Source organism: Alteromonas sp. 4NH20-0104 (assembly GCF_057547795.1).
Genome location: NZ_BAAJLP010000019.1, coordinates 81,517 through 102,302, shown reverse-complemented (window position 1 = coordinate 102,302; position 20,786 = coordinate 81,517). Strand labels below are relative to the sequence as shown.

General features: G+C 49.1%; 21 protein-coding genes. 3 read left to right on the top strand and 18 right to left on the bottom strand.

Going from position 1 to position 20,786, the window contains the following annotated elements; translation table 11 throughout:
- Position 1: 1 nt before the first annotated feature.
- The 9 genes from rnd to AC27IB_RS14490 all read right to left on the bottom strand — a co-directional run bounded on the left by rnd (position 2) and on the right by AC27IB_RS14490 (position 10,419).
- A complete protein-coding gene (gene rnd / locus AC27IB_RS14530) occupies positions 2 to 1,159 on the bottom strand; it encodes a ribonuclease D (protein ID WP_487121790.1) in 1,158 nt (385 codons plus the stop codon).
- Between the two features lie 61 nt (positions 1,160 to 1,220).
- A complete protein-coding gene (gene fadD, locus AC27IB_RS14525) occupies positions 1,221 to 2,873 on the bottom strand; it encodes a long-chain-fatty-acid--CoA ligase FadD (protein WP_487121788.1) in 1,653 nt (550 codons plus the stop codon).
- 121 nt (positions 2,874 to 2,994) lie between these two features.
- Entirely contained in the window at positions 2,995 to 3,840 is an 846-nt protein-coding gene (locus AC27IB_RS14520; RefSeq protein WP_487121786.1) for an alpha/beta fold hydrolase, read from the bottom strand.
- A 162-nt stretch (positions 3,841 to 4,002) separates the two neighbouring features.
- The gene (locus AC27IB_RS14515) at positions 4,003 to 4,698 is read right to left on the bottom strand and encodes a Slp family lipoprotein (protein ID WP_487121784.1); all 696 of its coding nucleotides are present in this window, start codon (positions 4,696 to 4,698) and stop codon (positions 4,003 to 4,005) included.
- A gap of 279 nt (positions 4,699 to 4,977) precedes the next feature.
- Positions 4,978 to 5,280, bottom strand: a complete 303-nt coding sequence (locus AC27IB_RS14510) for a hypothetical protein (protein ID WP_487121782.1) — start codon at positions 5,278 to 5,280, stop codon at positions 4,978 to 4,980.
- 101 nt (positions 5,281 to 5,381) lie between these two features.
- Positions 5,382 to 6,062, bottom strand: coding sequence for a tRNA (adenosine(37)-N6)-threonylcarbamoyltransferase complex dimerization subunit type 1 TsaB (gene tsaB, locus AC27IB_RS14505; RefSeq protein ID WP_487121780.1), 681 nt, complete (start codon positions 6,060 to 6,062; stop codon positions 5,382 to 5,384).
- Between the two features lie 3 nt (positions 6,063 to 6,065).
- Complete coding sequence (gene yoaA, locus AC27IB_RS14500; protein ID WP_487121778.1) at positions 6,066 to 8,003, bottom strand: DNA repair helicase YoaA; 1,938 nt, start codon at positions 8,001 to 8,003, stop codon at positions 6,066 to 6,068.
- 65 nt (positions 8,004 to 8,068) lie between these two features.
- The gene (locus tag AC27IB_RS14495) at positions 8,069 to 9,385 is read right to left on the bottom strand and encodes an alpha-amylase family glycosyl hydrolase (protein ID WP_296043567.1); all 1,317 of its coding nucleotides are present in this window, start codon (positions 9,383 to 9,385) and stop codon (positions 8,069 to 8,071) included.
- Between the two features lie 134 nt (positions 9,386 to 9,519).
- On the bottom strand, positions 9,520 to 10,419 hold the full coding sequence (locus AC27IB_RS14490) for a sulfite exporter TauE/SafE family protein (protein WP_487121776.1): 900 nt from the start codon (positions 10,417 to 10,419) through the stop codon (positions 9,520 to 9,522).
- A gap of 139 nt (positions 10,420 to 10,558) precedes the next feature.
- Here AC27IB_RS14490 and AC27IB_RS14485 point away from each other — a divergent pair, with 139 nt between their 5' ends.
- Entirely contained in the window at positions 10,559 to 11,053 is a 495-nt protein-coding gene (locus AC27IB_RS14485) for a DUF2244 domain-containing protein (protein ID WP_296043574.1), read from the top strand.
- Between the two features lie 76 nt (positions 11,054 to 11,129).
- On the top strand, positions 11,130 to 11,984 hold the full coding sequence (locus AC27IB_RS14480) for a TraB/GumN family protein (protein ID WP_487121774.1): 855 nt from the start codon (positions 11,130 to 11,132) through the stop codon (positions 11,982 to 11,984).
- Positions 11,985 to 11,993: 9 nt separating this feature from the next.
- Here the strand turns inward: AC27IB_RS14480 and AC27IB_RS14475 are convergent, their stop codons facing one another.
- The 8 genes from AC27IB_RS14475 to AC27IB_RS14440 form a co-directional block, all read right to left on the bottom strand.
- On the bottom strand, positions 11,994 to 12,932 hold the full coding sequence (locus tag AC27IB_RS14475) for a GGDEF domain-containing protein (RefSeq protein WP_487121772.1): 939 nt from the start codon (positions 12,930 to 12,932) through the stop codon (positions 11,994 to 11,996).
- Positions 12,922 to 13,452, bottom strand: a complete 531-nt coding sequence (locus tag AC27IB_RS14470) for a methanogen output domain 1-containing protein (RefSeq protein ID WP_296043582.1) — start codon at positions 13,450 to 13,452, stop codon at positions 12,922 to 12,924. The genes AC27IB_RS14475 and AC27IB_RS14470 overlap by 11 nt, the downstream gene beginning before the upstream one ends.
- 214 nt (positions 13,453 to 13,666) lie before the next feature.
- A complete protein-coding gene (locus AC27IB_RS14465; protein ID WP_296043585.1) occupies positions 13,667 to 13,912 on the bottom strand; it encodes a hypothetical protein in 246 nt (81 codons plus the stop codon).
- Between the two features lie 203 nt (positions 13,913 to 14,115).
- Positions 14,116 to 16,203: an elongation factor G gene (gene fusA / locus AC27IB_RS14460; protein ID WP_487121769.1), complete on the bottom strand. Its 2,088-nt coding sequence runs from the start codon at positions 16,201 to 16,203 to the stop codon at positions 14,116 to 14,118.
- Between the two features lie 154 nt (positions 16,204 to 16,357).
- On the bottom strand, positions 16,358 to 17,443 hold the full coding sequence (gene rlmM, locus AC27IB_RS14455) for a 23S rRNA (cytidine(2498)-2'-O)-methyltransferase RlmM (protein WP_487121767.1): 1,086 nt from the start codon (positions 17,441 to 17,443) through the stop codon (positions 16,358 to 16,360).
- Positions 17,440 to 17,829 (bottom strand): DUF423 domain-containing protein, encoded by a 390-nt coding sequence (locus AC27IB_RS14450; RefSeq protein WP_487121765.1) that lies wholly within the window; start codon positions 17,827 to 17,829, stop codon positions 17,440 to 17,442. Before AC27IB_RS14450 ends, rlmM begins: the two co-directional genes overlap by 4 nt.
- Positions 17,826 to 18,455 carry an alpha/beta family hydrolase gene (locus AC27IB_RS14445; protein ID WP_487121763.1) on the bottom strand — a complete coding sequence of 210 codons (630 nt, stop codon included), beginning with the start codon at positions 18,453 to 18,455 and terminating at the stop codon, positions 17,826 to 17,828. The genes AC27IB_RS14450 and AC27IB_RS14445 overlap by 4 nt, the downstream gene beginning before the upstream one ends.
- The gene (locus tag AC27IB_RS14440) at positions 18,448 to 19,347 is read right to left on the bottom strand and encodes a transcriptional regulator GcvA (protein ID WP_296043599.1); all 900 of its coding nucleotides are present in this window, start codon (positions 19,345 to 19,347) and stop codon (positions 18,448 to 18,450) included. Before AC27IB_RS14440 ends, AC27IB_RS14445 begins: the two co-directional genes overlap by 8 nt.
- Positions 19,348 to 19,566: 219 nt before the next feature.
- On the opposite strand from AC27IB_RS14440, the gene AC27IB_RS14435 reads away from it, so the two are divergent.
- Positions 19,567 to 19,845 carry a hypothetical protein gene (locus AC27IB_RS14435; RefSeq protein WP_487121762.1) on the top strand — a complete coding sequence of 93 codons (279 nt, stop codon included), beginning with the start codon at positions 19,567 to 19,569 and terminating at the stop codon, positions 19,843 to 19,845.
- A gap of 79 nt (positions 19,846 to 19,924) precedes the next feature.
- Here the strand turns inward: AC27IB_RS14435 and kdsA are convergent, their stop codons facing one another.
- Positions 19,925 to 20,776: a 3-deoxy-8-phosphooctulonate synthase gene (gene kdsA / locus AC27IB_RS14430; protein WP_296043604.1), complete on the bottom strand. Its 852-nt coding sequence runs from the start codon at positions 20,774 to 20,776 to the stop codon at positions 19,925 to 19,927.
- Between the last annotated feature and the right edge of the window lie 10 nt (positions 20,777 to 20,786).

The following is a 20,786-nucleotide window of genomic DNA, read 5'->3' as shown; positions in this document are numbered from 1 at the left end:
GTTATCTGTTATTTTCTTCGTGTAATATTGCTTTAACGACAGGCGCAAATAAAGGTTCACGCCATCCGGTCAGAACGTCAGGTTTTAGCCCCATCAGGCGGCATTCGTCAACGTTAAACCACTGGTATTTTAACAGCTGATTAAGCTGTTTTTTAGAGGCCAGCACTTCTTCTGTTACGCCATGCTCTATCACCATTTCGCTTACCGCCTGCTTAAACCGGGCAAGCGTTTGTTTATAAGCCGGAAAATCTACTAACCGTGCGATGCGCTCAATATGCTCTCCCGGTGGCGTATTGTCGAACTCCTGTAAACCGGCGTTCACTACATTCAGGATCATATCAGGATTTAAGCGGCGCTCCTGTGGCGTTAAACTCTGTATGCGGGCAAGCGCCGTTTTTGACTGCGGCATTCGAAGCGCCAGTTCATACAGATGAGGTTCCTTGAACACAAAGTTTAAGGCCATATTACGTTCTTTCGCCCGGCGAACCCGCCAGGCGGCCAGGTGTTTCAGCACGGTAAGTTGCTGACTGGATAAACGCCATGCATTTTTAATTTGTAAATAAGCAAATTCCGGCGCCAGACTGGCCTTTTTCTTGTCGCTCAGGCTGGCAGATTCCGACAACACCCAGTCAATCTTGCCTTTGGCTTGCACCATCTCATAGAGTTGGTGGAAGGCCGGCAGTAAATAAAGCACGTCATCGGCAGCGTAGCGGCACTGTTTGTCACTCAGTGGCCTGGCTAGCCAATCGGTTCGCGATTCGCCTTTCTCCAGCTCGGTTTCCAGCAGCATTTCAATTAACCGGGCGTAGCCCATGGTGACACCAAGACCAAGCAAGCTGGCAGCAAACTGGGTATCAAATATGGGGGTGGGTACCTGATTAAAGGTCGCGAGGAAGGCTTCTAAATCTTCAGAACAGGAATGCAGAACCTTGATCACATCCGGGTTGATCAGGAGACTGACCAGCGACGACATATCTTCAATAGCCAGTGGATCGATAAGTACCAGCTGATGGCCGTCGTAAAGCTGAACCAGGCCAAGCTCGGGGGTCAGAGTGCGGGTTCTGACAAACTCCGTATCCAGCGCAATTGCCGGTTGACGCGCGGCTCTGGCACAGACCTCATCGAGGGTTTCCTGATCCTGTATATATATATAATCCATAAAATAAAAAAACCGGCGCAAGGCCGGTTATACTCTTAAAAATCGGGCCTGACGACGCGCCCTAATCTCTTAGTTCACGTCGTAAAATTTTACCTACATTGGTTTTCGGTAGTTCTTCTTTAAACTCTACGTGTTTGGGCACTTTATACCCCGTCAGATGCGTACGGCAGTGTGATATCACGGCCTCTGCAGTGAGTGAATCATCTTTTCTGACTATGAAGAGTTTGACCACCTCTCCACTAACATCGTGTGGAACACCAATGGCGGCGACTTCAAGCACAGCGTCATGCATTGCTGCGACTTCTTCAATTTCATTCGGGAATACGTTAAACCCGGATACCAGAATCATATCCTTTTTCCGGTCAACAATGTAGAAATATCCTTCTTCATCGCATCGGGCAATATCGCCGGTAGCAAGCCAGCCGTCTTTGAGGATCTCTTCGCTCGCCTCAGGCCGGTTGAAATAGCCTTTCATCACCTGCGGGCCTTTCACCCATAGCTCTCCAGATTCACCGGCCGGTACTTCATTGCCGTTATCATCCATCAGCATGATATCCGTTGATGGCACAGGCAACCCAATGGCGCCTTTGTAGGCTTCTAACTGAGGAGGGTTCACGGCTACAACCGGTGAACACTCGGTTAAACCATAACCTTCAAGCAACACGGTACCGGTGACTTTTTGCCATTTTTCAGCCACCGGACGTTGCACCGCCATGCCTCCGCCCAAACCAAACTTAAAGTTAGAAAAGTCCAGTTCACTGAATCCGGGCGTATTGAGTAGTCCGTTAAACAGGGTATTCACCCCGGGTAAAATGGCAAACGGGTATTTTTCCAGTTCTTTAACGAAACCTGGCATGTCCTTAGGATTAGTGATCAGCAAATTAGGACAACCAAACTTCAGGAATAACAAGCAGTTAGCTAACAAAGCAAAAATATGATAAAGCGGTAATGCAGTAACCACTAAATCTTTGCCCGGCGTAATAACCGTTGATAACAGCCCAGACACCTGCTCCAGGTTGGCAATCATATTGCGGTGGGTCAGCATGGCGCCTTTCGATACCCCTGTGGTGCCGCCGGTGTATTGCAAAAAGGCCAGGTCTTCGTTGTTAATTTCCGGACGGGTATAAGTCAGTTTTTCACCGGCTTTAAGCGCCGACATAAATGACTTAGCGCCAGACAGACCATAAGCAGGCACCATCTTTTTAACGTGCTTTACAACAAAGTTGACCACCCAGCGCTTGGGCGCTGGTAGCATATCAGCCAGTGAAGTCAGCAGTACTTCTTTGATGCCGGTGTCGGCCACCACTTTGTCCAGGGTATGAGCAAAGTTCTCAACGATGATGATGGCTTTTGCCTGACTGTCATTGAGCTGGTGTTTTAATTCCCGCGCAGTATAAAGAGGGTTTACATTGACTACGGTCATGCCCGCTCGCAGGATCCCAAATAACGCTACGGGGTACTGCAACAGGTTAGGCATCATGATCGCAATAGCGTCGCCGGGCTTAAACCCGTTATTCATCAGATACGCAGCGAATTGCCGGGATAAGCTGTCGAGCTCACTGAAGCTGATTTTCTGGCCCATGTTGATGTAGGCTGTTTTGTCACCATATTTTGCTACAGACTCGTCGAGTATATCGACAATAGAGGCGTAACGGTCCGGGTCAATTTCCGGCGCTACTCTCGAGTCATAATGATTAAGCCAGATTTTTTCCACCAAGCTCTCCTGTCACCTTAAGTCTCTCGATTGTTCTTGTTGTGTGTCACTGCTGGGTCAGCCACTGGTCTGACGTGTTGCATATAGTATAGGATGATCAGCAAAAGATAAACGCTGTTGTTTACATTTCTTCAACAAACCGACAAATCGCTTTGCTAACTGCTGACGGATTAACCATATGGAAGTGATGCCCACCTGAGAATAGTTCAAACCGACTGTTTTTCAACCAGCTTTTTCGTTTTTCATAGGTTGTATCCATTTCCTTGAAGCTATCTGAGGCACCACCGATCCATACCGGGCAATCAATCGCTTCCATCAGGTTTTGTGCCTGAGACTCGGTTAATCGTAAGCATGATTTGGTACGCAAACGCGGATCGCTGCGCCAGCCACTAAGACCATCTTCTCGAATGGTGATATTTCTGCGCAGGATAGTGGCGGCGTGCTCAGCAGTAATGTCGCTCATTTTGCAGCGTGCGGCCACCGCGGCATCCAGATCTACCTCGCGGGGGCTACCCGTGCGGCCAGGCTTGGGCATGCGAGACAGTATTGATGTCCGTAATTGCTCTGTACTGGTTTCAGGAGGCAGTGTTAGCGGCCCGCAGGCATCAATCATAGCAATAGCACTTACCCGATCGGGGAATACGGCGGCGTAAATACTGGCCAGTATACCGCCCATGGAATGACCAACAATCACAAGATCGTGCCAGTCTTCAGACACCACCAGTTCATGCAGGTCCTGTATATAATCCATTTGGTTGTAGTGAGCGCCGGGAGGACGGTGATCGCTCAGGCCATGACCAGGCAGATCGATAGCGATAAACTGATACTGCCCCATCGCCGGGGCCAGACAAGCCATACTGGCGGCATTATCTAAAAAACCGTGTAACGCCAACACGACCTGGCCTTGCTGGCCATTGGTTATACCTCTGATGGTGCCCGACGATATTGAAAACTCACACGCTTGCATTACTACTCCCTGAGGGCATGGCCCGGTGACTCATAGACGTTGAGCAGCAGTTTAGCAGTGACGGCGATAAATGTTGAACCTTTGTTGAAACCGATAGGGCTGCCCGGGGCATGGTATTGCCGTACACCGGGCTAAAAGTTGCCGCAAGCGGCAACTTATTACCTAGGGATCGAGTCGGCGATGCGCTTTATTTCTGGTACTTGGCGGTTGCGGCCGAGGTTGTGGACGCGCGCTCATACTGGGTCGACTGTTGGACGGCGGCCGATAGTTATTCTTACTTCCCGACGAGTAGGCTGGATCCTTGTAAGTGCGGATCATTCGTACACTCGGGCCAAATCGCCACGGACTCCAGTAAGGATGGTAGAACGGTGAATACCAGCCGGAGTAGAAGTCAAAGAACACCGTAGACGTATCGTAGAGTCTCTGACGCCGCCACTTGTAATAGTTGTCGACCGTTAACGATGGGAACATATAAGGCTGCTCGCCTACCATGCCGGCCAGAGGTTTACCCACCTTGCCTATAAAGGTAACCGTCCGCCCTTTTTCAAACATGATGGGATCAACAAACTTATTGATCACAGCTTTAAACCGTCCCGGTGTTTCTTCACTGGCATTTGGCTTGCCATAGTGATTCAGCGGGAAATACACCACCTCAATCAGGGTTTGATCGGGTTTGTTCTCGACGTTAGTAATAATACCGCCCCAACGAGCGCTTTTACCCAGAATGTCATCGCCTGCGACCACGGCCTTGTTATAACCAACCAGGGGCGTGTTTTCTGGTACCTGAAGCGGCTCGGGAATAACTGCACAAGCCGACAGGCCTAATGCAATAATAACGACGAATGCACGAACTAACATAGGGATTCCTTGCTTTAGCTAAACATGTAAGAGCCATCCGGCTCACGGTTCATTTCAACCAAACCAAAAGCCTGCGGCTCCGTGCCTGACTTATCAATCATACTGCTCACATCATATCAACGGATCAGTATGCTCGGGTTCAATCATGAATTACTCATACTCAGTGTAGAAGATTAAACTGAATAGAAACTGAATTCAGGGTGGTTCACCATAATGAATCAACAAGTTACTGATTATGACAATGGTAATCAAGGATAGTTTAATCTGGCATTAGCCTGATTAGGCGTAGAGGTCGACACCCATCATTTCGCGTATAGCTGCCCGCTTGGTTTCACGTTCGTGACTGGAGTAGGCTTCCAACGCCAGGATGGCCGGACCCTGGGGCTGGTCGTAGCCGGAAGTTTGACGAAATGACTCTGCCTGAGCCCTTGATTCGGCATTTCCGGCGCGGGGCAGAACCGCATTAACTGGCGTCTTTTGCTCGGCCTCTACCCGCTCCACACCTGCAGATTTTGCTGCAGGCTTAGGCTGCTGAGCATTACGCTCAACGTTGGGAGTGATTAATTGCTGACGAATTTCCATGAAGCCCGTTGTGCCTGTTGATTGCCAAAATACTGACGACCCGCCTGGCCGTCATAAGGTAAACTCAAAGTACAGCAAATTTCACGCCAGCCGTGGGCAATCTATTCCCGTCCAGGCAGTTTTTTCCAGGTCACCGTATTGCGTAAATATTCCGGTGTAATGGCTTCGGCGCTCATCCCCTTACCTGCTGTCAGAGACTGTTCAGCCAGCGGTAACATAAATCTCGCGTAAGGATAAGAAACCGTCACAGTCTGACCACCGAGCTGTTCATTTAACGCCGGATATGCCTGCCAGCCGGTGCCCGCCACTGCCATAGAAGATATATCAACTAACTGCGCCGCCGTTTCGGGCGCGGTGACCTGCTCTTCCCCTACCAGTGTGGCTATGCCCTGCTGGTTTTGATAATGAGCAAAATACACTTCGCCCATCCGGGCATCGATGGCCACTGCAACATCCTTTACATCACCCGCGTTAATCACCTGCTGCGCCATAGCAGCCAGAGTGCTAACACCAGCCACGGGCAACTGCGCCCCAAGAGCCAGGCCCTGAATAATGCCAGTCGCAATGCGAACCCCGGTAAAACTGCCCGGACCACGCCCAAAGCCAAGACCATCGAGGTCAGCCAGGGTCGCGCCGGCTTCTTTCATCACCGCATCTACCATCGGCAGAATTTTCTGGCTGTGTTGTTGCGGGCACACCTCGTAACGGGTAAACAGTGACTGATTAAACTGCAGCGCCACTGAACAAGCTTCGGTGGCAGTATCGATAGTTAATATGTTCATGAATTATTCTTCTTTAACGTGTTCTGTTTGCTCGATGTTAGCCAGAAATGTTTCAACTTCACTGACATCCCGGGTGCGCTTCATGGGCGGTAAACTGCCAAGGAATGTCTGGGCGTAGGGTTTGGTTACCAGGCGATTATCGCAGATAACCAGCACTCCGGCATCCGCCGGGTCGCGGATAAGTCTGCCTGCGCCCTGCTTAAGGGTAATAACTGCCTGCGGGATCTGAATACTGCCAAACGGGTTACCGCCTTTTTTACGGCACTCCTCCAACCGGGCCTGCAGCAGTGGATCATCCGGTGCAGCAAACGGCAGTTTATCAATCATTACGCACACCAGATCGTTACCGCGCACATCCACACCTTCCCAAAACGCGCCGGTGCCCAGTAATACCGCCGACGGATCGGATAAATAGGCACTCAACAACGCCTGCTTGGACGTACTGCCCTGCACCAGTACCGGATTGTCTATTTGTTCCTGCAGTGCTGCCGCGACTTCCTGCAATGCAGCATGGCTGGTGAATAACAGAAAACAACGCCCGCCGCTGGCTTTAATGAGTTTTTTAGCAATAGTGACCAGCTGTTTACGCATGGTCGGCATGTGCGGCTCGGGTAAGTAACGAGGCACGCACAACATAGCCTGACGTTCATAATCAAACGGACTGTCGAGCATCATGGTTCTGGCTTTTTCAAGCCCCATGCGGCGCTGGAAGTGCGTAAAATCGTTGTCGACTACCAGGGTGGCTGAGGTAAATACCCAGCCGCGATCGTCAGACTCCACAAAGCGGCGGAATTTAGCGGCAATGGATAACGGCGTCATATGCATCACAATATGACGCGGCGTGGTTTCGTACCACAAACTCATCCCGTCATGCTCTTTGGTGGTAAACAGGGCCAGCTTTTCACGGCTCTGCACAATGCGGTCAAACAGATTATCCAAATCCTTATCGCGACCAATATGCAGCTTACAAATATCGTACAGCACGCCCACGGCTGCTTCGAGCCGGCTTACCTGAGTAGCCACTTCCTCGCGCTCCATGGCTTCAAGCCAGTTTCCGCGCTGAGGTTTGTCGGCAAACAATAACCGTAAGTCGGCCGCTTGCATGCGTACTTTCTCACCGGCTTTTTCCAACTGGTCGGCGTCCTTCAGTACCGTGCGGTACAGCAAGGTGATCTCTTTGCTTATCTCGGTTAGTTGACGGGTTGAGATAGCCTCACCAAAATACTCACTGGCGATTTCCGGGATTTGGTGGGCTTCATCAAAGATAATACAATCTGCTTCGGGTATAAGCTCACCAAAGCCGGTGTCACGCAGTGCCATATCAGCGAAAAACAGGTGATGGTTAACCACAACGATATCGGCTTCCATGGCATTTTTACGCGCCTTTACCAGATAACAATCTTCGTAGTCGGGGCAATCACGGCCCAGACAGTTATCCACCGTTGAGGTCACTAAGGGGATCACCCGTGCATCTTCTGGCAAGGTTTTTACCTCGCCCATATCACCGGTTTTGGTAGTATTGGCCCAGGCTCTTACGGTAGATAATTCGTTCAGCACGTCAGACTCCACCAGCGTAGAGTTGCCACCGTGCTGAGCCAGGCGGTGCAGGCAAAGATAATTCGCCCGGCCTTTTAATAATGCAGTTTTACGGTTGCTGGCCAGGGCCTTTTTGATAACCGGCAGATCGCGATGAAACAGCTGTTCCTGAAGGTTTTTGGTGCCTGTAGAAACAATCGCCTTACCTTTAGACAATAACACAGGGGCCAGATAGGCAAAGGTTTTTCCGGTACCGGTGCCGGCCTCAACAATTAAACTGTCGGCATCATTGATAGCACTGGCAACGGCTTTGGCCATGTCGGTTTGCGCCTGCCGGGGATTAAACCCCTGAATCGCCTTTGCGAGCAATCCCGAGCCCGAAAATACATCATCTAAACTGGGCATGTTATTCCTGAATGAATGCAAAAGCGCTATTATGCCAAAGTTTTCTCAGCTCGTCTGTGGGTCTGTTAGATCAGTGGAAAGTTTGCCGAAACAAAGACCCTGAAAGACCAGGGCGATAATTGCAGATTGTCAGTCCGGGTTATTTTGGTACAAGCCTCAGCAAAGACATCTATATATTCATCGCGATACAGGCTTTCGTAAAAGTCCACATCGGCTGGCGCTGCGGATAAATTCAGTACTACAAACACTTTGACATTGTCTTTCATTCTGACAAAACTCAGCACTTGTTGCGGCGCAGAATTGGGCACCTGTATCATGCGTGCGCCAAACTCACCGTTCCAGAGTGCCGGAACACCTCGCTTTAAATGGATAAGCTTTCGGTATAAATCGCCAATAGGGTGAGTTTGCCAGTCAATCGGGTCGCGTTCAAAGAACGCCAGCCGTTTATTTTCACCGGCTTCCTGACCATTATGAATCAACGGCATCCCCTCCCCCAGAACCGACAGCACGATTGCCGCCTCCAGACACTCACCAAACTGTTCATGCTGGGTACCATCCCAGGCATTTTTATCGTGGTTACTAACAAAGGTCATGCGATAGGCAGACTGCGGCCAGGCTCGTTCATTCCATGAATAATACTTTCTTAATCGGTCTACCGGTGCCCGTTCATGGGCAATCTCATGTAGCGCTTCATTCCAGCTCCAGGCATAGGTCATATTAAACCCGTCGCGGTGCAAATCCCGGTCTTCCCACTCAGCCAGTAAGAATACCGGTTTAATGGTGTCCAGCGCGTTGCGTAACTGACACCAGAAATCATTAGGCACATAGCCGGCAACATCACAGCGGTATCCATCGATGTTGAACTCTTTCACCCAATAAGCCATGGCATTTATCATGTATTCCCTGAGGCCCGGCTGGTCGTAATCAAATTCAATAATATCGCTCCAGTCCCACCAGGGGGAAGGGCGAAAATCGCCTTTGTAATCCCGTGCATACCACTCAGGATGTTGCGTTACCAGATGGTTATCCCAGGCACTGTGATTCGGCACCCAATCGAGAATGACTTTAAGCCCCAGCTCATGGGCTTTATTAATCAGCCGTCTGAAACTGTGTTGGTCGCCAAACTCAGGGTTTATCGCAAGGTAGTCTTTAACGGCATAAGGGCTGCCTAACTCGCCTTTGCGATGCTTCTCGCCGATGGGGTGGATGGGCATTAGCCAGAGAATGCGGGCTCCCAGGCCAGCAATGTGTGACAATTCTTCGGTGATGCCGTCGAACGTGCCCGCCTGGCTGAACTGACGGGTATTCACCTGATAAATCACCGCGTCTTTGCTCCACTCTGGCTGTGAAAGCGTGTAAAAATTAGCCGGGGTATATGCCATGAAGTGAGGACCCGTTCACCGGTAAAGAGTATGAATCACCATAGCAGAGTTAAAAGCATAACTTAAAGGCCTAAACCAAAGACTATGGCGATTAATTTACCTGAACCGTATAGTACAAAGAACAGTAAACTGATTTAGAGGATGCTCAGTATCCCCAGCAGCAGCACCCAAATGGCAAAAAACAACTTAACCTGCCTGGGGGAGAAAAACAGCACCACATAGCGTGCCAGACGCCCGCCGATAACAGCTCCTGCACCGGCAAATAACACCACAAACCAGTTTACCGCTTCAGTCACCACAGCAGCATGTACGATAGCCCCCCAGACCGTGACAGCCGAAATGATGACCGCAGAACCAATAGCCATAGTGACATCATAGCGCCTGACAATCAGGTATACGGCCACTAACTCGCCTATGCCTACCGAAAGATAAGCCGTCACCATGCCGCCCAAAAAACTGATTACGCCAAGCCAGTATTTGTCGGTAGTGGTTAGCAGACTGCGAACCTGAGAACTGCTTAATCGTTTCGACGACACCATAATCGCCAGCGCCAATAGAATTGAAAACAGGCCGAACCCAATATGGAGCTGTGATGAAACCGCTGAAAAGCTCAAATGAGGTAAGATGTGGTCAAACCCATACTGCGCCAGCCATAATCCGGCTAATCCAAAAGGAATACAGCGAGACAGCACAGCCGGGAGCAGCTGCCAGTCAGGTTGCTGACTCTTAACATGTCGGTAAAACTGCAGCCAGCTCAGGGAACCGGCAGTCATTCCGCAGCACTGAATGGCAAAACTGGTAGCGATAACCGCCTGGGGAGTAAACGCCAGTTGCTGAAAAAATGGCACAAACACTACCCCACCGCCAGCACCGGTAGCATTGGCAAAGACAGCACCGACAACACCTAACAGTAAGAATCCTCCATACTGAGTAAGCAGTGCTGTTAACGCATTGCCACCTGCTATCAGGACCAGGGATAACCATAATACTGCCAGCAGACTCAGCCAGGGATGGGAAATAAACGTCTTCTTCACTTTTACTATCAATTGATTTTGACCGGCTGCACTTTGCCAGAATCTCCCGTTGAAGTCGAACGACCTTTTTTGAAAACCGACCTTTTTACAACATTTTCCCGCTATACTTAGAGTGAGTCAGTTTGGGTAAGTGCCGCCTATGGTTTCAGTAAAACATCAGCCACATTATAGCCTTATTAGTTTACAACCTAATCGTTCTGCTGACTGGATCCATAATAAATGGCTAATGGCGGGCATGGCAGGCGTTGCCCTGATAATTGCTACCATGTGGGCATTTTTCGGCATATGGATCGTCTTCCCCTTTGCAGGTATCGAAGTCGGTTTACTCTGCTATATGCTTTATCGTGTCAGCAAGAATACTTACCGCACGCAAACCCTGTCGTTCGAGAAAGACTTCGTTCACATACAAAGCAATCACAAAGCGACCCGCCCTATTACGCTCAACCGCAAGGACACCCACCTGGAAATGTCTGAAAGCCCGCGCGACTGGTATTTACCTCAACTGGTACTGGTCACCCCTGACCACCATGTACCCGTGGGGGATTTTTTAAATCAGACCGACCGACATCAGCTTTACGAGGAAATAAAAAAAATGGGGATCCCGGCCTGGCGGCACCATTGGTGGAAACACTAGTACCACAAAACCATTAATCATTGCCGGGTAAGCCCTTAGCAGGTAGATTAACGGTTTTCTCCTAAGGCACCAAAGCATGTTAAAGCATTTATGCTGGCTATTTCTTTTCATTGGCGGATGGGTACAAGCGGCATCAGTATGGCAAGTAAGTAAAGCTGGCAATAGCGTCTACATTGGCGGTACGCTGCATATATTAAGCCCCGACGACTTTCCATTACCTAATGCTTATGGCACGGCATACAATCAGGCTGATAAGCTGGTGTTTGAAACCGACATCGCCGGGCTTAACAGCCCGCGCTTTCAGCAGGACTCTCGGGCCAGACTAACCTATGGTGACGGCACACAACTCCAAAACGTGTTATCAGAAGAGACCTACCAAGCGCTGAAGGCACACTTAACCGCCCGGCATATGGACATAGCTGCCATGGCCAATTATACACCGGCGCTGATTAGCATTACCCTGAGTTTCACCGAACTGCGTTTAATGGGATTAACCAGTCAGGGTGTCGATGAGTTCTATTACTTTAAAGCCATGACCGACGGCAAAGCCCTCGACTGGTTTGAATCGCCGCAACAGCAACTGGAATTTATTGCCGCGCTAGGCGGTGAAGACGAAGATGAGATGATCCGCTATGCACTGGAAGATGTGAAACAACTTCCCCAGGCACTGGGTGAGCTGAAAAAGTACTGGCAAAGCGGTGACATGGAAGGCTTATATCAAAGCCAGGGGAAAGGCTTTCATGATGACTTCCCTGAGATATACCAGCAACTACTGGTGCAACGCAACCTGAACTGGCTGCCCGCCATTGAAACCATGCTGGCGACATCAGAAACCGAATTTGTGCTGGTTGGTACCATGCATTTGTCCGGGCAGGACAGCGTTCTTGATCTGCTCAGACAAAAAGGTTACCACATCACCAGAGTAAATTAGTCCGGTTAATCAGGTGTCAACCTGAACCTGATTACGCCCCATTGATTTGGCCTGATACAAGGCCTTATCTGCTCTGGCAAACACGCTATCAGGTGAGTCATTGGTGAGTAAAGAAGTAATACCAAAACTCGCTGTCACATCCATTTTATGCGATTGATACGCAACCGCGTGCTGCTGGATGAGTGTACGCAGTTCTTCACAGGTGGAGAAGGCACGATGGCCGCAGGTATTGTGCAAAAAGATGACGAACTCTTCGCCGCCCCACCGACACGCTACATCGCTATCGCGTAGCCGGTTTTGTAATCGGCTGGCAACCACTTTTATCACCTCATCGCCGGCATTGTGGCCGAAGATATCGTTGATTCGTTTAAAGTGATCGATATCCACCACGACTAACGTTCCCCCGGTTGACTGACGTTTAATAAGATCACATTCCATCTTCAGAAAATTGTCCATGTAGCGGCGGTTTTTCAAGCCGGTAAGAGGGTCGTGGATCCCATCACGGTGATAATGACGTAAGGCACTCAACTGTTTTTCGACATCCTGATCGAGGGCTAAAAGTCGGTTTTCCCGCTCAACTTTATGATCATCCACCTCCAGTAATACAGCCACAGGCTTATGGGTGAGCTTTGAACTTAACACCGAGAAAAACCCCAACCAGCTACCTTCACCCCGGAGCCCTTTCGCCTGCAGCCGACATGGGTGCAGGCCGCTGACTGAGCGGGCATGATGAATCATCTGGCGCAGAGAACCAAACACACCGGACTCTTCACAAAAGTCGCCTAACAGCTCACCTTCCTGAATATTAGGTAAAAACTGCCGGCACCGGTGATTAATGCGAGCAATCTTTCCCGATAAACTCATTACCAGTGCTGGATTTTTAATACCACTCAATATGGTGCTGGTGCTGATATGTTGATCGATTAAAACACTGACATCAGCTGACATTGAAGAACTCCTTATAACTGCCCTCAGCATTATCCTGCGGATGCAGTAAAATGGTGACCTGACATTGTTCAGCGCCACGGGCTATAGCCTCGTCCACCGATACCGCCGCATAGTTATTGCTTTCAGCAACAACCTTACCAAATACACCGGCGGTCATGTTGCACAGGCTGTTTTTCCCCTTTACTTCCTTACCAAAAGGACAACGTCTGTTACGCAAAACTATCTTCTTACCAGTGATTTCAACAAGGTAAAAGTCTCCTCCGATACGCTGTTTTAAATCAATAAGGAGTCGGGCAAGCTGTGCTGGCGAGTAATGACGACGCCCATGCGCTTCCCGGTAAGCGGTAATAAAGAAATCAGCCAGACGACCGGCGACCAGCCCAACGAAAGCGGCGCTTTCCTCAGAGCCTATTACCTTATCCAGTACATCGTTGAGTTCGAGCAGACACTGGCGGTAAAAACGAGATTGATCGACGTCTAAACGGAGGTTGATAAACTCTCCAGTATCCTTCTGTTCCATAGCTCCTTCCCTTTAAACCGGTTAAGTTTTTATTTAGAAGCAACGTTCCCAGTAACATGTATGCCTGGTGGCGAACGACTACACAGACTTAATTGATTACTGAATACGTATCGAAAACAACGCCGGAAGACCCAGCGCATAACTAAGGTGTATACCAATAAAGCCGCTTTTGCCAGTTATCGGTATTGAAAAGGGAGATTTGTCGACGAAGCAGTTATTTCGCCTGATCAAGGACTTTACGATCTTCTTCCCGCTTGACCAGCACAAAAGTGAGATACATTTTAGTCGGCAGCGAGAGTATCATTCCAATGGCCACCAGACAGGCACTGATAACAATCCCTGTGACCCCCATCTCTTCAATAGTGTCGCTGTACATATGGCAATACACCCCAGCAAGGATCAGGCTGATACCTATGGTCATGATGACTTTAAGCAGCAAAATCAGTTTGTGGTCTGTCATGGGTCACCTCCGTTATATATTTTAAATCTAATATAAATTAGCCGGAAAGGTGTTGATCTGAGTCATCAGTGACGTCGAATACGCCAGGCAGCGATTAGCTGAGGTTATAGTGGTTATCATGTATCGATACTCCCATTTTAAAGCAATAAAAAAACCCGCCGGATGGCGGGTTTTTAAATTTGCTTTAATCAGCAGGTATCGAATTACTTAGCGGCTTTACGCGCTTTCGCTTCTTCGATAACTTTGTCAGCAACGTTTTGCGGACAAGCTGAGTAGTGGCTGAATTCCATTGAGAACTGACCACGACCTGAAGTAATAGTACGCAGGTGACCGATGTAACCGAACATTTCAGACAGAGGTACGTCTGCCTTAATGCGTACACCCGTAGCACCAGCTTCCTGGTCTTTGATCATACCACGACGACGGTTAAGGTCACCGATTACGTCACCAACGTTGTCTTCAGGCGAGAACACATCTACTTTCATGATAGGTTCAAGGATCTGAGGACCCGCTTTTGGCATAGACTGACGGAATGCACCTTTCGCTGCAATTTCGAACGCGATGGCTGATGAGTCAACGGCGTGGAATCCACCGTCATACAGCTCAACTTCTACGTCCAGTACCGGATAACCAGCCATTGGGCCCACATCCATCATAGACTTAAAGCCTTTCTCGATGGCCGGGAAGAATTCTTTCGGTACGTTACCACCAACAACGGTAGAGGTGAACGTAAAGCCAGAATTCGTTTCGCCAGGGCGAATACGGTAATCAATCTTACCAAACTGACCAGAACCACCAGACTGTTTCTTATGCGTATAGCTGTCTTCAACCGCCTGAGTGATAGTTTCACGGTAAGCAACCTGAGGCTGACCCACTTCCAGTTCAACGCCGTAAGTACGCTTCAGAATGTCTACTTTGATGTCTAAGTGCAGCTCACCCATACCTTTCAGGATGGTTTCGCCAGAGTCTTCATCAGTTTCAACCTGGAACGATGGATCTTCTGCAACCAGTTTACCGATAGCAAGAGACATCTTTTCGTTAGCGCCTTTGTCTTTAGGCTTAACGGCAATCGAGATTACCGGCTCAGGGAAGATCATTGGCTCAAGCGTACAAGGGTGCTTCGGATCACACAGAGTGTGACCAGTTTGCACATTCTTCATACCTACAACCGCAATGATGTCACCCGCCTGGGCTGAAGTCAGTTCGGTACGCTCGTCAGCGTGCATTTCAACCATACGACCAACACGCTCAGTTTTACCTGTTGCGCTGTTAAGGATAGTGTCACCCTTGTTCAGTGTACCAGAGTAAACACGGATAAAGGTCAGGGCGCCAAAACGGTCATCCATGATCTTAAACGCTAATGCGCGGAATGGCTCTTCAGTAGAAACTGTCGCTACTTCACCAGTAGGCTCACCGGTTTCTTCGTCAGTCAGATCCTGTGGATCAACTTCGGTAGGTGAAGGCAGGAAGTCAATAACCGCATCCAGTACTAACTGAATACCTTTGTTTTTGAACGCCGAACCACAGTAAGTCGGGAAGAAAGACATATCGCGGGTACCTTTACGGATACAACGCTTCAGGTCTTCTAAAGACGGCTCTTCGCCATCCATGTAAGCCATCATCAGGTCGTCGTCCTGCTCAACAGCAGTTTCAACCATTTGCTCACGGAACTCGTTGGCTTTTTCAACCATGTCTGCAGGAATGTCTACAATCTCGTAGTTCTCTGGCAGGCCAGAGTCATCCCAGATGTACGCTTTCATGTCGAGCAGGTTAACAACACCTGTGAATTCGTCTTCGATACCGATTGGCAGAGTCATTACTAACGGGTTAGCCGCCAGTACTTTCTTAACCTGACCAACAACGCGGTAGAAATCTGCACCCATACGGTCCAGTTTGTTTACGAAGATAACACGTGCAACTTCTGATTCGTTAGCATAACGCCAGTTGGTTTCAGACTGCGGCTCAACACCGCCTGAACCACAGAATACACCGATACCACCGTCGAGTACTTTCAGTGAACGATAAACTTCAACAGTGAAGTCAACGTGTCCTGGAGTATCGATGATGTTCATGCGGTGATCTTTCCAGAAACAGGTGGTTGCAGCAGACTGGATAGTAATACCGCGCTCAGCTTCCTGTTCCATAAAGTCAGTCGTTGACTCACCGTCGTGCACTTCACCGGTTTTATGGATTTTACCGGTAAGTTTCAAAATACGTTCTGTAGTGGTCGTTTTACCCGCGTCTACGTGGGCGAAAATACCAATGTTTCTGTAATGAGATAAGTCTGCCATTAGTTCACTTTCGTTGGTTCAGAGTAAAAAAAACGGCGCGATTATATAGGATTTCCATACCGGATTTATAGTCCTTTATGAAAAAAGACTAAAACTTATCCAGCGAAAACTCGGCCATTTTCAACTAAATTACTGTTTTAAAAGATAAATTACTTTAATTCTCGCGGATCACGGCAACCGTTACCTCATCCCTATTATGGTAGAGGTGACGAATAACCATACGTGCATTGATATTAGCTGACGCTAATTGTGATCCCACCGCGTCAATTGCGGTGCGCACGGTCTCATAGCGGCGTTTCATGGGCAATTTCAAATTAAAAATTGCGTGGGTGGCCCAATTACGGGTTAACCAGTTCGCCATGAGTACCGCCACCCTGTCGGGTTTTTCAATCATATCGCAGACCAGCAACTCAACATGGCCCATCTGCGGACGATACTTAAAACCGTCTTCGGCGCGATAGTCTACCAGACCAGTGGCCATCAGGTCATCTGCCATTTTACCATTATCTACTGCTTCAACATGCATATCTCTGCTAACCAGTTGATAAGTCCAGCCGCCAGGGCATGCACCAAGGTCCACCGCCCGGGCCCCTGGACGACAAATAGCTTCCCGTTGCCCGGCTGTCAGCATAGTCAACAATGCTTCTTCCAGCTTAAGTGTAGAGCGACTTGGTGCTTTGGGCGGAAACTTTAACCGGCAGATGCCGTTTTCAAAAGGACTGCGGCGCTTTGCCTGACTAAGGCCAATAAAGTAATGTTCACCAGAGGTAAAAAACAGATGAAAGGCGGGTAAGTTAAGCTGCTCTTTGCGACTGAGATAATCTTTAGCGCGTAAAGCCTGACGTAAAGGCACTGCGAGTTTGCGACACAGCTTTGCCAGCGTTTTGCCGTCATCAGTATCGGGATATTCTACCCATAATGTACCGCACCGTTCATGCGCTTGCTCATTAAGCGAGTCCAATAGTGGCCCGATGCGATCAGACTTATCCTCGAGCTGAACTTCTCCCAGCAGCAAAAATAATTGGCGAGGAAAGATAGTCTCCTGCACTGGCACGTCGTTAACAAACTTAGCGGCATCTTCTGCGCTATGAAACTGAAAACGAACGTAACCCTCTCCTGGTTTAAACACCGGGAAACCGTATAATTCACGTTCTGTGGCAATAGCCGTCAGCTCATTACCAGTATCCACTTCGTAACCGGCCCGACAATAGGCAATAATACTCTGTGTGGCGACACTCATGATTCAACCTCACCTTGCACTGGCCCTTTTATCAGGCCGATGACCAGCGCCACCCAACCAGCCATAAAACACATACCACCCAGTGGCGTAATGGGCCCGAACCACTTCATACCGGTTAATGCCAGTAAATAAATACTGCCACTGAACAGGACACAGCCGACAATAAAAAGCAGCGCTGCACGCCTACACCAACGCAGGTTTGCCTGCGCTGCCAGTCCGCCCAGCACAATTACCGCGAGCGCATGGTACAACTGGTATCGGACACCCACTTCAAAGGTGGCCAGGGCATTGGCGTCGAGGATATTTTTGAGGCTGTGAGCCCCAAACGCGCCAAGCATCACACCGAGTAAAGCCAGTAAGGCGCCTATTAACAAATACGTTCTCATATTATTGCCTTTATAAACGCCAGACTCAGCACAGCGGCGCTTTGGATATGCTCGCCCTGGGTCAGGCCGCTGGCCTTACGGGGTTTAAAACTGTGGTCGCCATCGGCCAGGTACGCAGTTTGAATTGAAGCAGGCAGCCCGTAGCTTTCCACTTCTTCGCGACGACCAAAGGTATCCCGTTCACCCTGAATAATTAGCAGCGGCTTTTGCAACGGGAGGAGATGTTCAGTGCGGAGCTTTTCAGGCTTGCCCGGTGGATGGAAGGGATACCCTAACGCAATGGCTCCCAGTGCCTCGGATTGTTCCAGGATAAGGGTGGCAACACGCCCTCCCATGCTCTTTCCGCCAATAAATAAAGGCAAATCCGGCCATTTATTTTGCACACTCGCAATCACCGACTGAAAACACGTTTCCAGTTTGGGCATTTTATCCGGCGGCCGTTTTTTACCGGTGGCTTTTATGGTTGCCATATACTCAAAATTAAACCGCACCACATTAATATTCAATGCGGCCAGTTGCGCGGCCATATCGACCATAAACTCTGACTCTGCGCCTGCGCCAGCACCATGAGCTAAAATAATGGTGGCTACCGGTTGCGCGGGCGTATCCACATACCACTCAGACAAAAGCTTGTTCCTCTTTGACTAAATTAACCACCCATTCACGAAAAGCGGCAATCTTACCCATATCACCCTGTCCCTCATGATACACCAGATAATAAGCATCCCGGCTCTCAAGTTTCTCTTCGAAGGGCATAATTAACCGACCTGCATCGAGCTCAGGCTTTGCCAGCACCGAATTTCCCAGGGCGATACCCTGCCCCAACGCCGCCGCCTGCATCACCATCATGGAGTGACTGAACACCGGCCCCTGATTGACATTTACGCCAGCAACACCAAAATGCTGCAGCCACATTTTCCAGATAGCCCGGCTGGAATCATGGAGCAATACATGATGCTTAAGGTCCGACAGCGTTTTCAGCTGCTTTGCGCCCTGAAATAAGCTGGGTGAACAAAGCGGCGTTAGAAATTCGGTATGCAGCTTGTCTGCCTGAATGCCGTTCCATCTGCCGCGCCCATAATAAATAGCGACGTCGATATCATCAGTTAAAAAGCCTTCATCAAAGTCGATAGCCTTCAAACGTACATCAATATCCGGGAACAACTGACTGAACTGACTGATTCTTGGTACCAGCCACTGACTGGCAAAACTCGGCGGTGTTGCTACGGTAATAGCCCCTTTACTGCCTCTGGCAAGCAAACGCTCAGTCGCATCCTGAAGGTTCTTAAAAATATCCTTCAACTCTAAAAAATAAGCCTGCCCTTCTTCAGTGAGCAGCAGGGTGCGGTTACGCCGGATAAATAATTTCAGCGATAAGAAATCTTCTAATGCTTTAATTTGATGGCTCACGGCCGCCTGGGTAACGAACAATTCGTCCGCTGCGCGGGTAAAGCTCAAATGTCGTGCCGCGGCTTCAAAGGCCTTAAGGGCATTTAAGGGGGGTAAACGACGCTGCATCAGGCACCACAACCGGGCTGATGACGCGATGAAATACTCATAAGTTTTTCTAATCCAAATAAGGTAATTTTTTTCATTTTTCAGGACTGCATAAACTGTCTATTATTCACCCGAAATTTGGAAAATCTTCTTTAAAGGCAGAAGGTTAACCAGGTTTAAAAATGTTAATTTTTAACATTTTTAATACAATTAACTTTATTATTTTATTTAGGTGTGAATATGAAAAAACAACTTACAGCAGTATTATTGCTGGCCACTATGGGCTGGTCGGCTACCACTTTAGCAAATGAACTACAGGCATCACAATTACAGCCTGTTAACACTGCCATGGTATTAGTAGAAATCAGTATCGACCAACCGGCTCTCAACATTGAGTTGAGCATTATCAATCAGGTTAATGAAACCCTGCAACAACAGTCAAAAAACAATGGCGCTTTGCTCATCGCCCGCGAGAGCAATTTACTGCCTGACCAGGAAGCAACCACTCGCACTGAGTAATTTCCTGGCCTTCACACCTGACAAATGCTGTGCTGAACTCTTCAGCACAGCATTTCAGGTCTTACCTTAACGAATCTTCCTACTGAGCACTGGTATCCAGCGGCGCAAACTGCTTAACCAGCTCATCGACTGCCTTCATTTGTTCCAGATATCCCTGCAATTTTGATAACGGCAAAGCGCAGGGGCCATCACATTTCGCTACATCCGGATTCGGGTGTGACTCAATAAAGAGACCAGCCAGGCCAAGCGCCATCCCGCTACGCGCTAATTGTGCAGCCTGAGCACGTCTGCCGTCGGCGGATGATTCCCTGCCACCTGGTTTCTGCAAGGCATGCGTGGCGTCGAATATAACCGGCGCATAGTCTTTCATTGCATCCATACCGAGCATATCGACTACCAGGTTGTTATAGCCAAAGCTGGTGCCCCGTTCACATAAGATAATGTTGTCGTTACCCGCTTCACCGAACTTTTTAATAATGTGGCGCATTTCATGTGGCGCCAGAAACTGTGGTTTCTTTACATTAATAACCGCGCCGGTTTCAGCCATGGCAACCACTAAATCAGTTTGTCGGGCCAGGAACGCCGGAAGCTGAATGACGTCAACGACTTCCGCGACAGGCGCTGCCTGAAAAGGCTCATGAACATCGGTAATGATCGGCACATTAAAAGTGCTTTTTATCTCTTCAAAAATCTTCAGGCCATCGTCCATACCCGGCCCCCGATAGGAGTGCACCGAGGACCGATTCGCTTTGTCGAACGACGCCTTAAACACGTACGGAATATTCAGTTTGGCGCACACTTCCACATAGTGCTCGGCAATCTGCATTGCCATATCTCTGGATTCCAGCACATTCATTCCGCCAAACAAAACAAATGGCTTGTCGTTGGCAACCGTAATATCACCCACGGTTACCTGATTAATATTAGTCATAAAACAACTT

Coding starts and splice junctions, on each gene's coding strand:
- AC27IB_RS14520 (WP_487121786.1), bottom strand. CDS start 3,840: ATGCAAGCGTGTGAGTTTTCAATATCGTCGGGCACCATCAGAGGTATA.
- rlmM (WP_487121767.1), bottom strand. CDS start 17,443: ATGAGTGTCGCCACACAGAGTATTATTGCCTATTGTCGGGCCGGTTAC.
- yoaA (WP_487121778.1), bottom strand. CDS start 8,003: ATGCCCAGTTTAGATGATGTATTTTCGGGCTCGGGATTGCTCGCAAAG.
- AC27IB_RS14475 (WP_487121772.1), bottom strand. CDS start 12,932: ATGTCAGCTGATGTCAGTGTTTTAATCGATCAACATATCAGCACCAGC.
- rnd (WP_487121790.1), bottom strand. CDS start 1,159: ATGGATTATATATATATACAGGATCAGGAAACCCTCGATGAGGTCTGT.
- AC27IB_RS14470 (WP_296043582.1), bottom strand. CDS start 13,452: ATGGAACAGAAGGATACTGGAGAGTTTATCAACCTCCGTTTAGACGTC.
- AC27IB_RS14510 (WP_487121782.1), bottom strand. CDS start 5,280: ATGGAAATTCGTCAGCAATTAATCACTCCCAACGTTGAGCGTAATGCT.
- AC27IB_RS14450 (WP_487121765.1), bottom strand. CDS start 17,829: ATGAGAACGTATTTGTTAATAGGCGCCTTACTGGCTTTACTCGGTGTG.
- AC27IB_RS14465 (WP_296043585.1), bottom strand. CDS start 13,912: ATGACAGACCACAAACTGATTTTGCTGCTTAAAGTCATCATGACCATA.
- AC27IB_RS14435 (WP_487121762.1), top strand. CDS start 19,567: ATGAAAAAACAACTTACAGCAGTATTATTGCTGGCCACTATGGGCTGG.
- AC27IB_RS14480 (WP_487121774.1), top strand. CDS start 11,130: ATGTTAAAGCATTTATGCTGGCTATTTCTTTTCATTGGCGGATGGGTA.
- tsaB (WP_487121780.1), bottom strand. CDS start 6,062: ATGAACATATTAACTATCGATACTGCCACCGAAGCTTGTTCAGTGGCG.
- AC27IB_RS14440 (WP_296043599.1), bottom strand. CDS start 19,347: ATGCAGCGTCGTTTACCCCCCTTAAATGCCCTTAAGGCCTTTGAAGCC.
- AC27IB_RS14495 (WP_296043567.1), bottom strand. CDS start 9,385: ATGGCATATACCCCGGCTAATTTTTACACGCTTTCACAGCCAGAGTGG.
- fusA (WP_487121769.1), bottom strand. CDS start 16,203: ATGGCAGACTTATCTCATTACAGAAACATTGGTATTTTCGCCCACGTA.
- AC27IB_RS14485 (WP_296043574.1), top strand. CDS start 10,559: ATGGTTTCAGTAAAACATCAGCCACATTATAGCCTTATTAGTTTACAA.
- kdsA (WP_296043604.1), bottom strand. CDS start 20,776: ATGACTAATATTAATCAGGTAACCGTGGGTGATATTACGGTTGCCAAC.
- AC27IB_RS14515 (WP_487121784.1), bottom strand. CDS start 4,698: ATGTTAGTTCGTGCATTCGTCGTTATTATTGCATTAGGCCTGTCGGCT.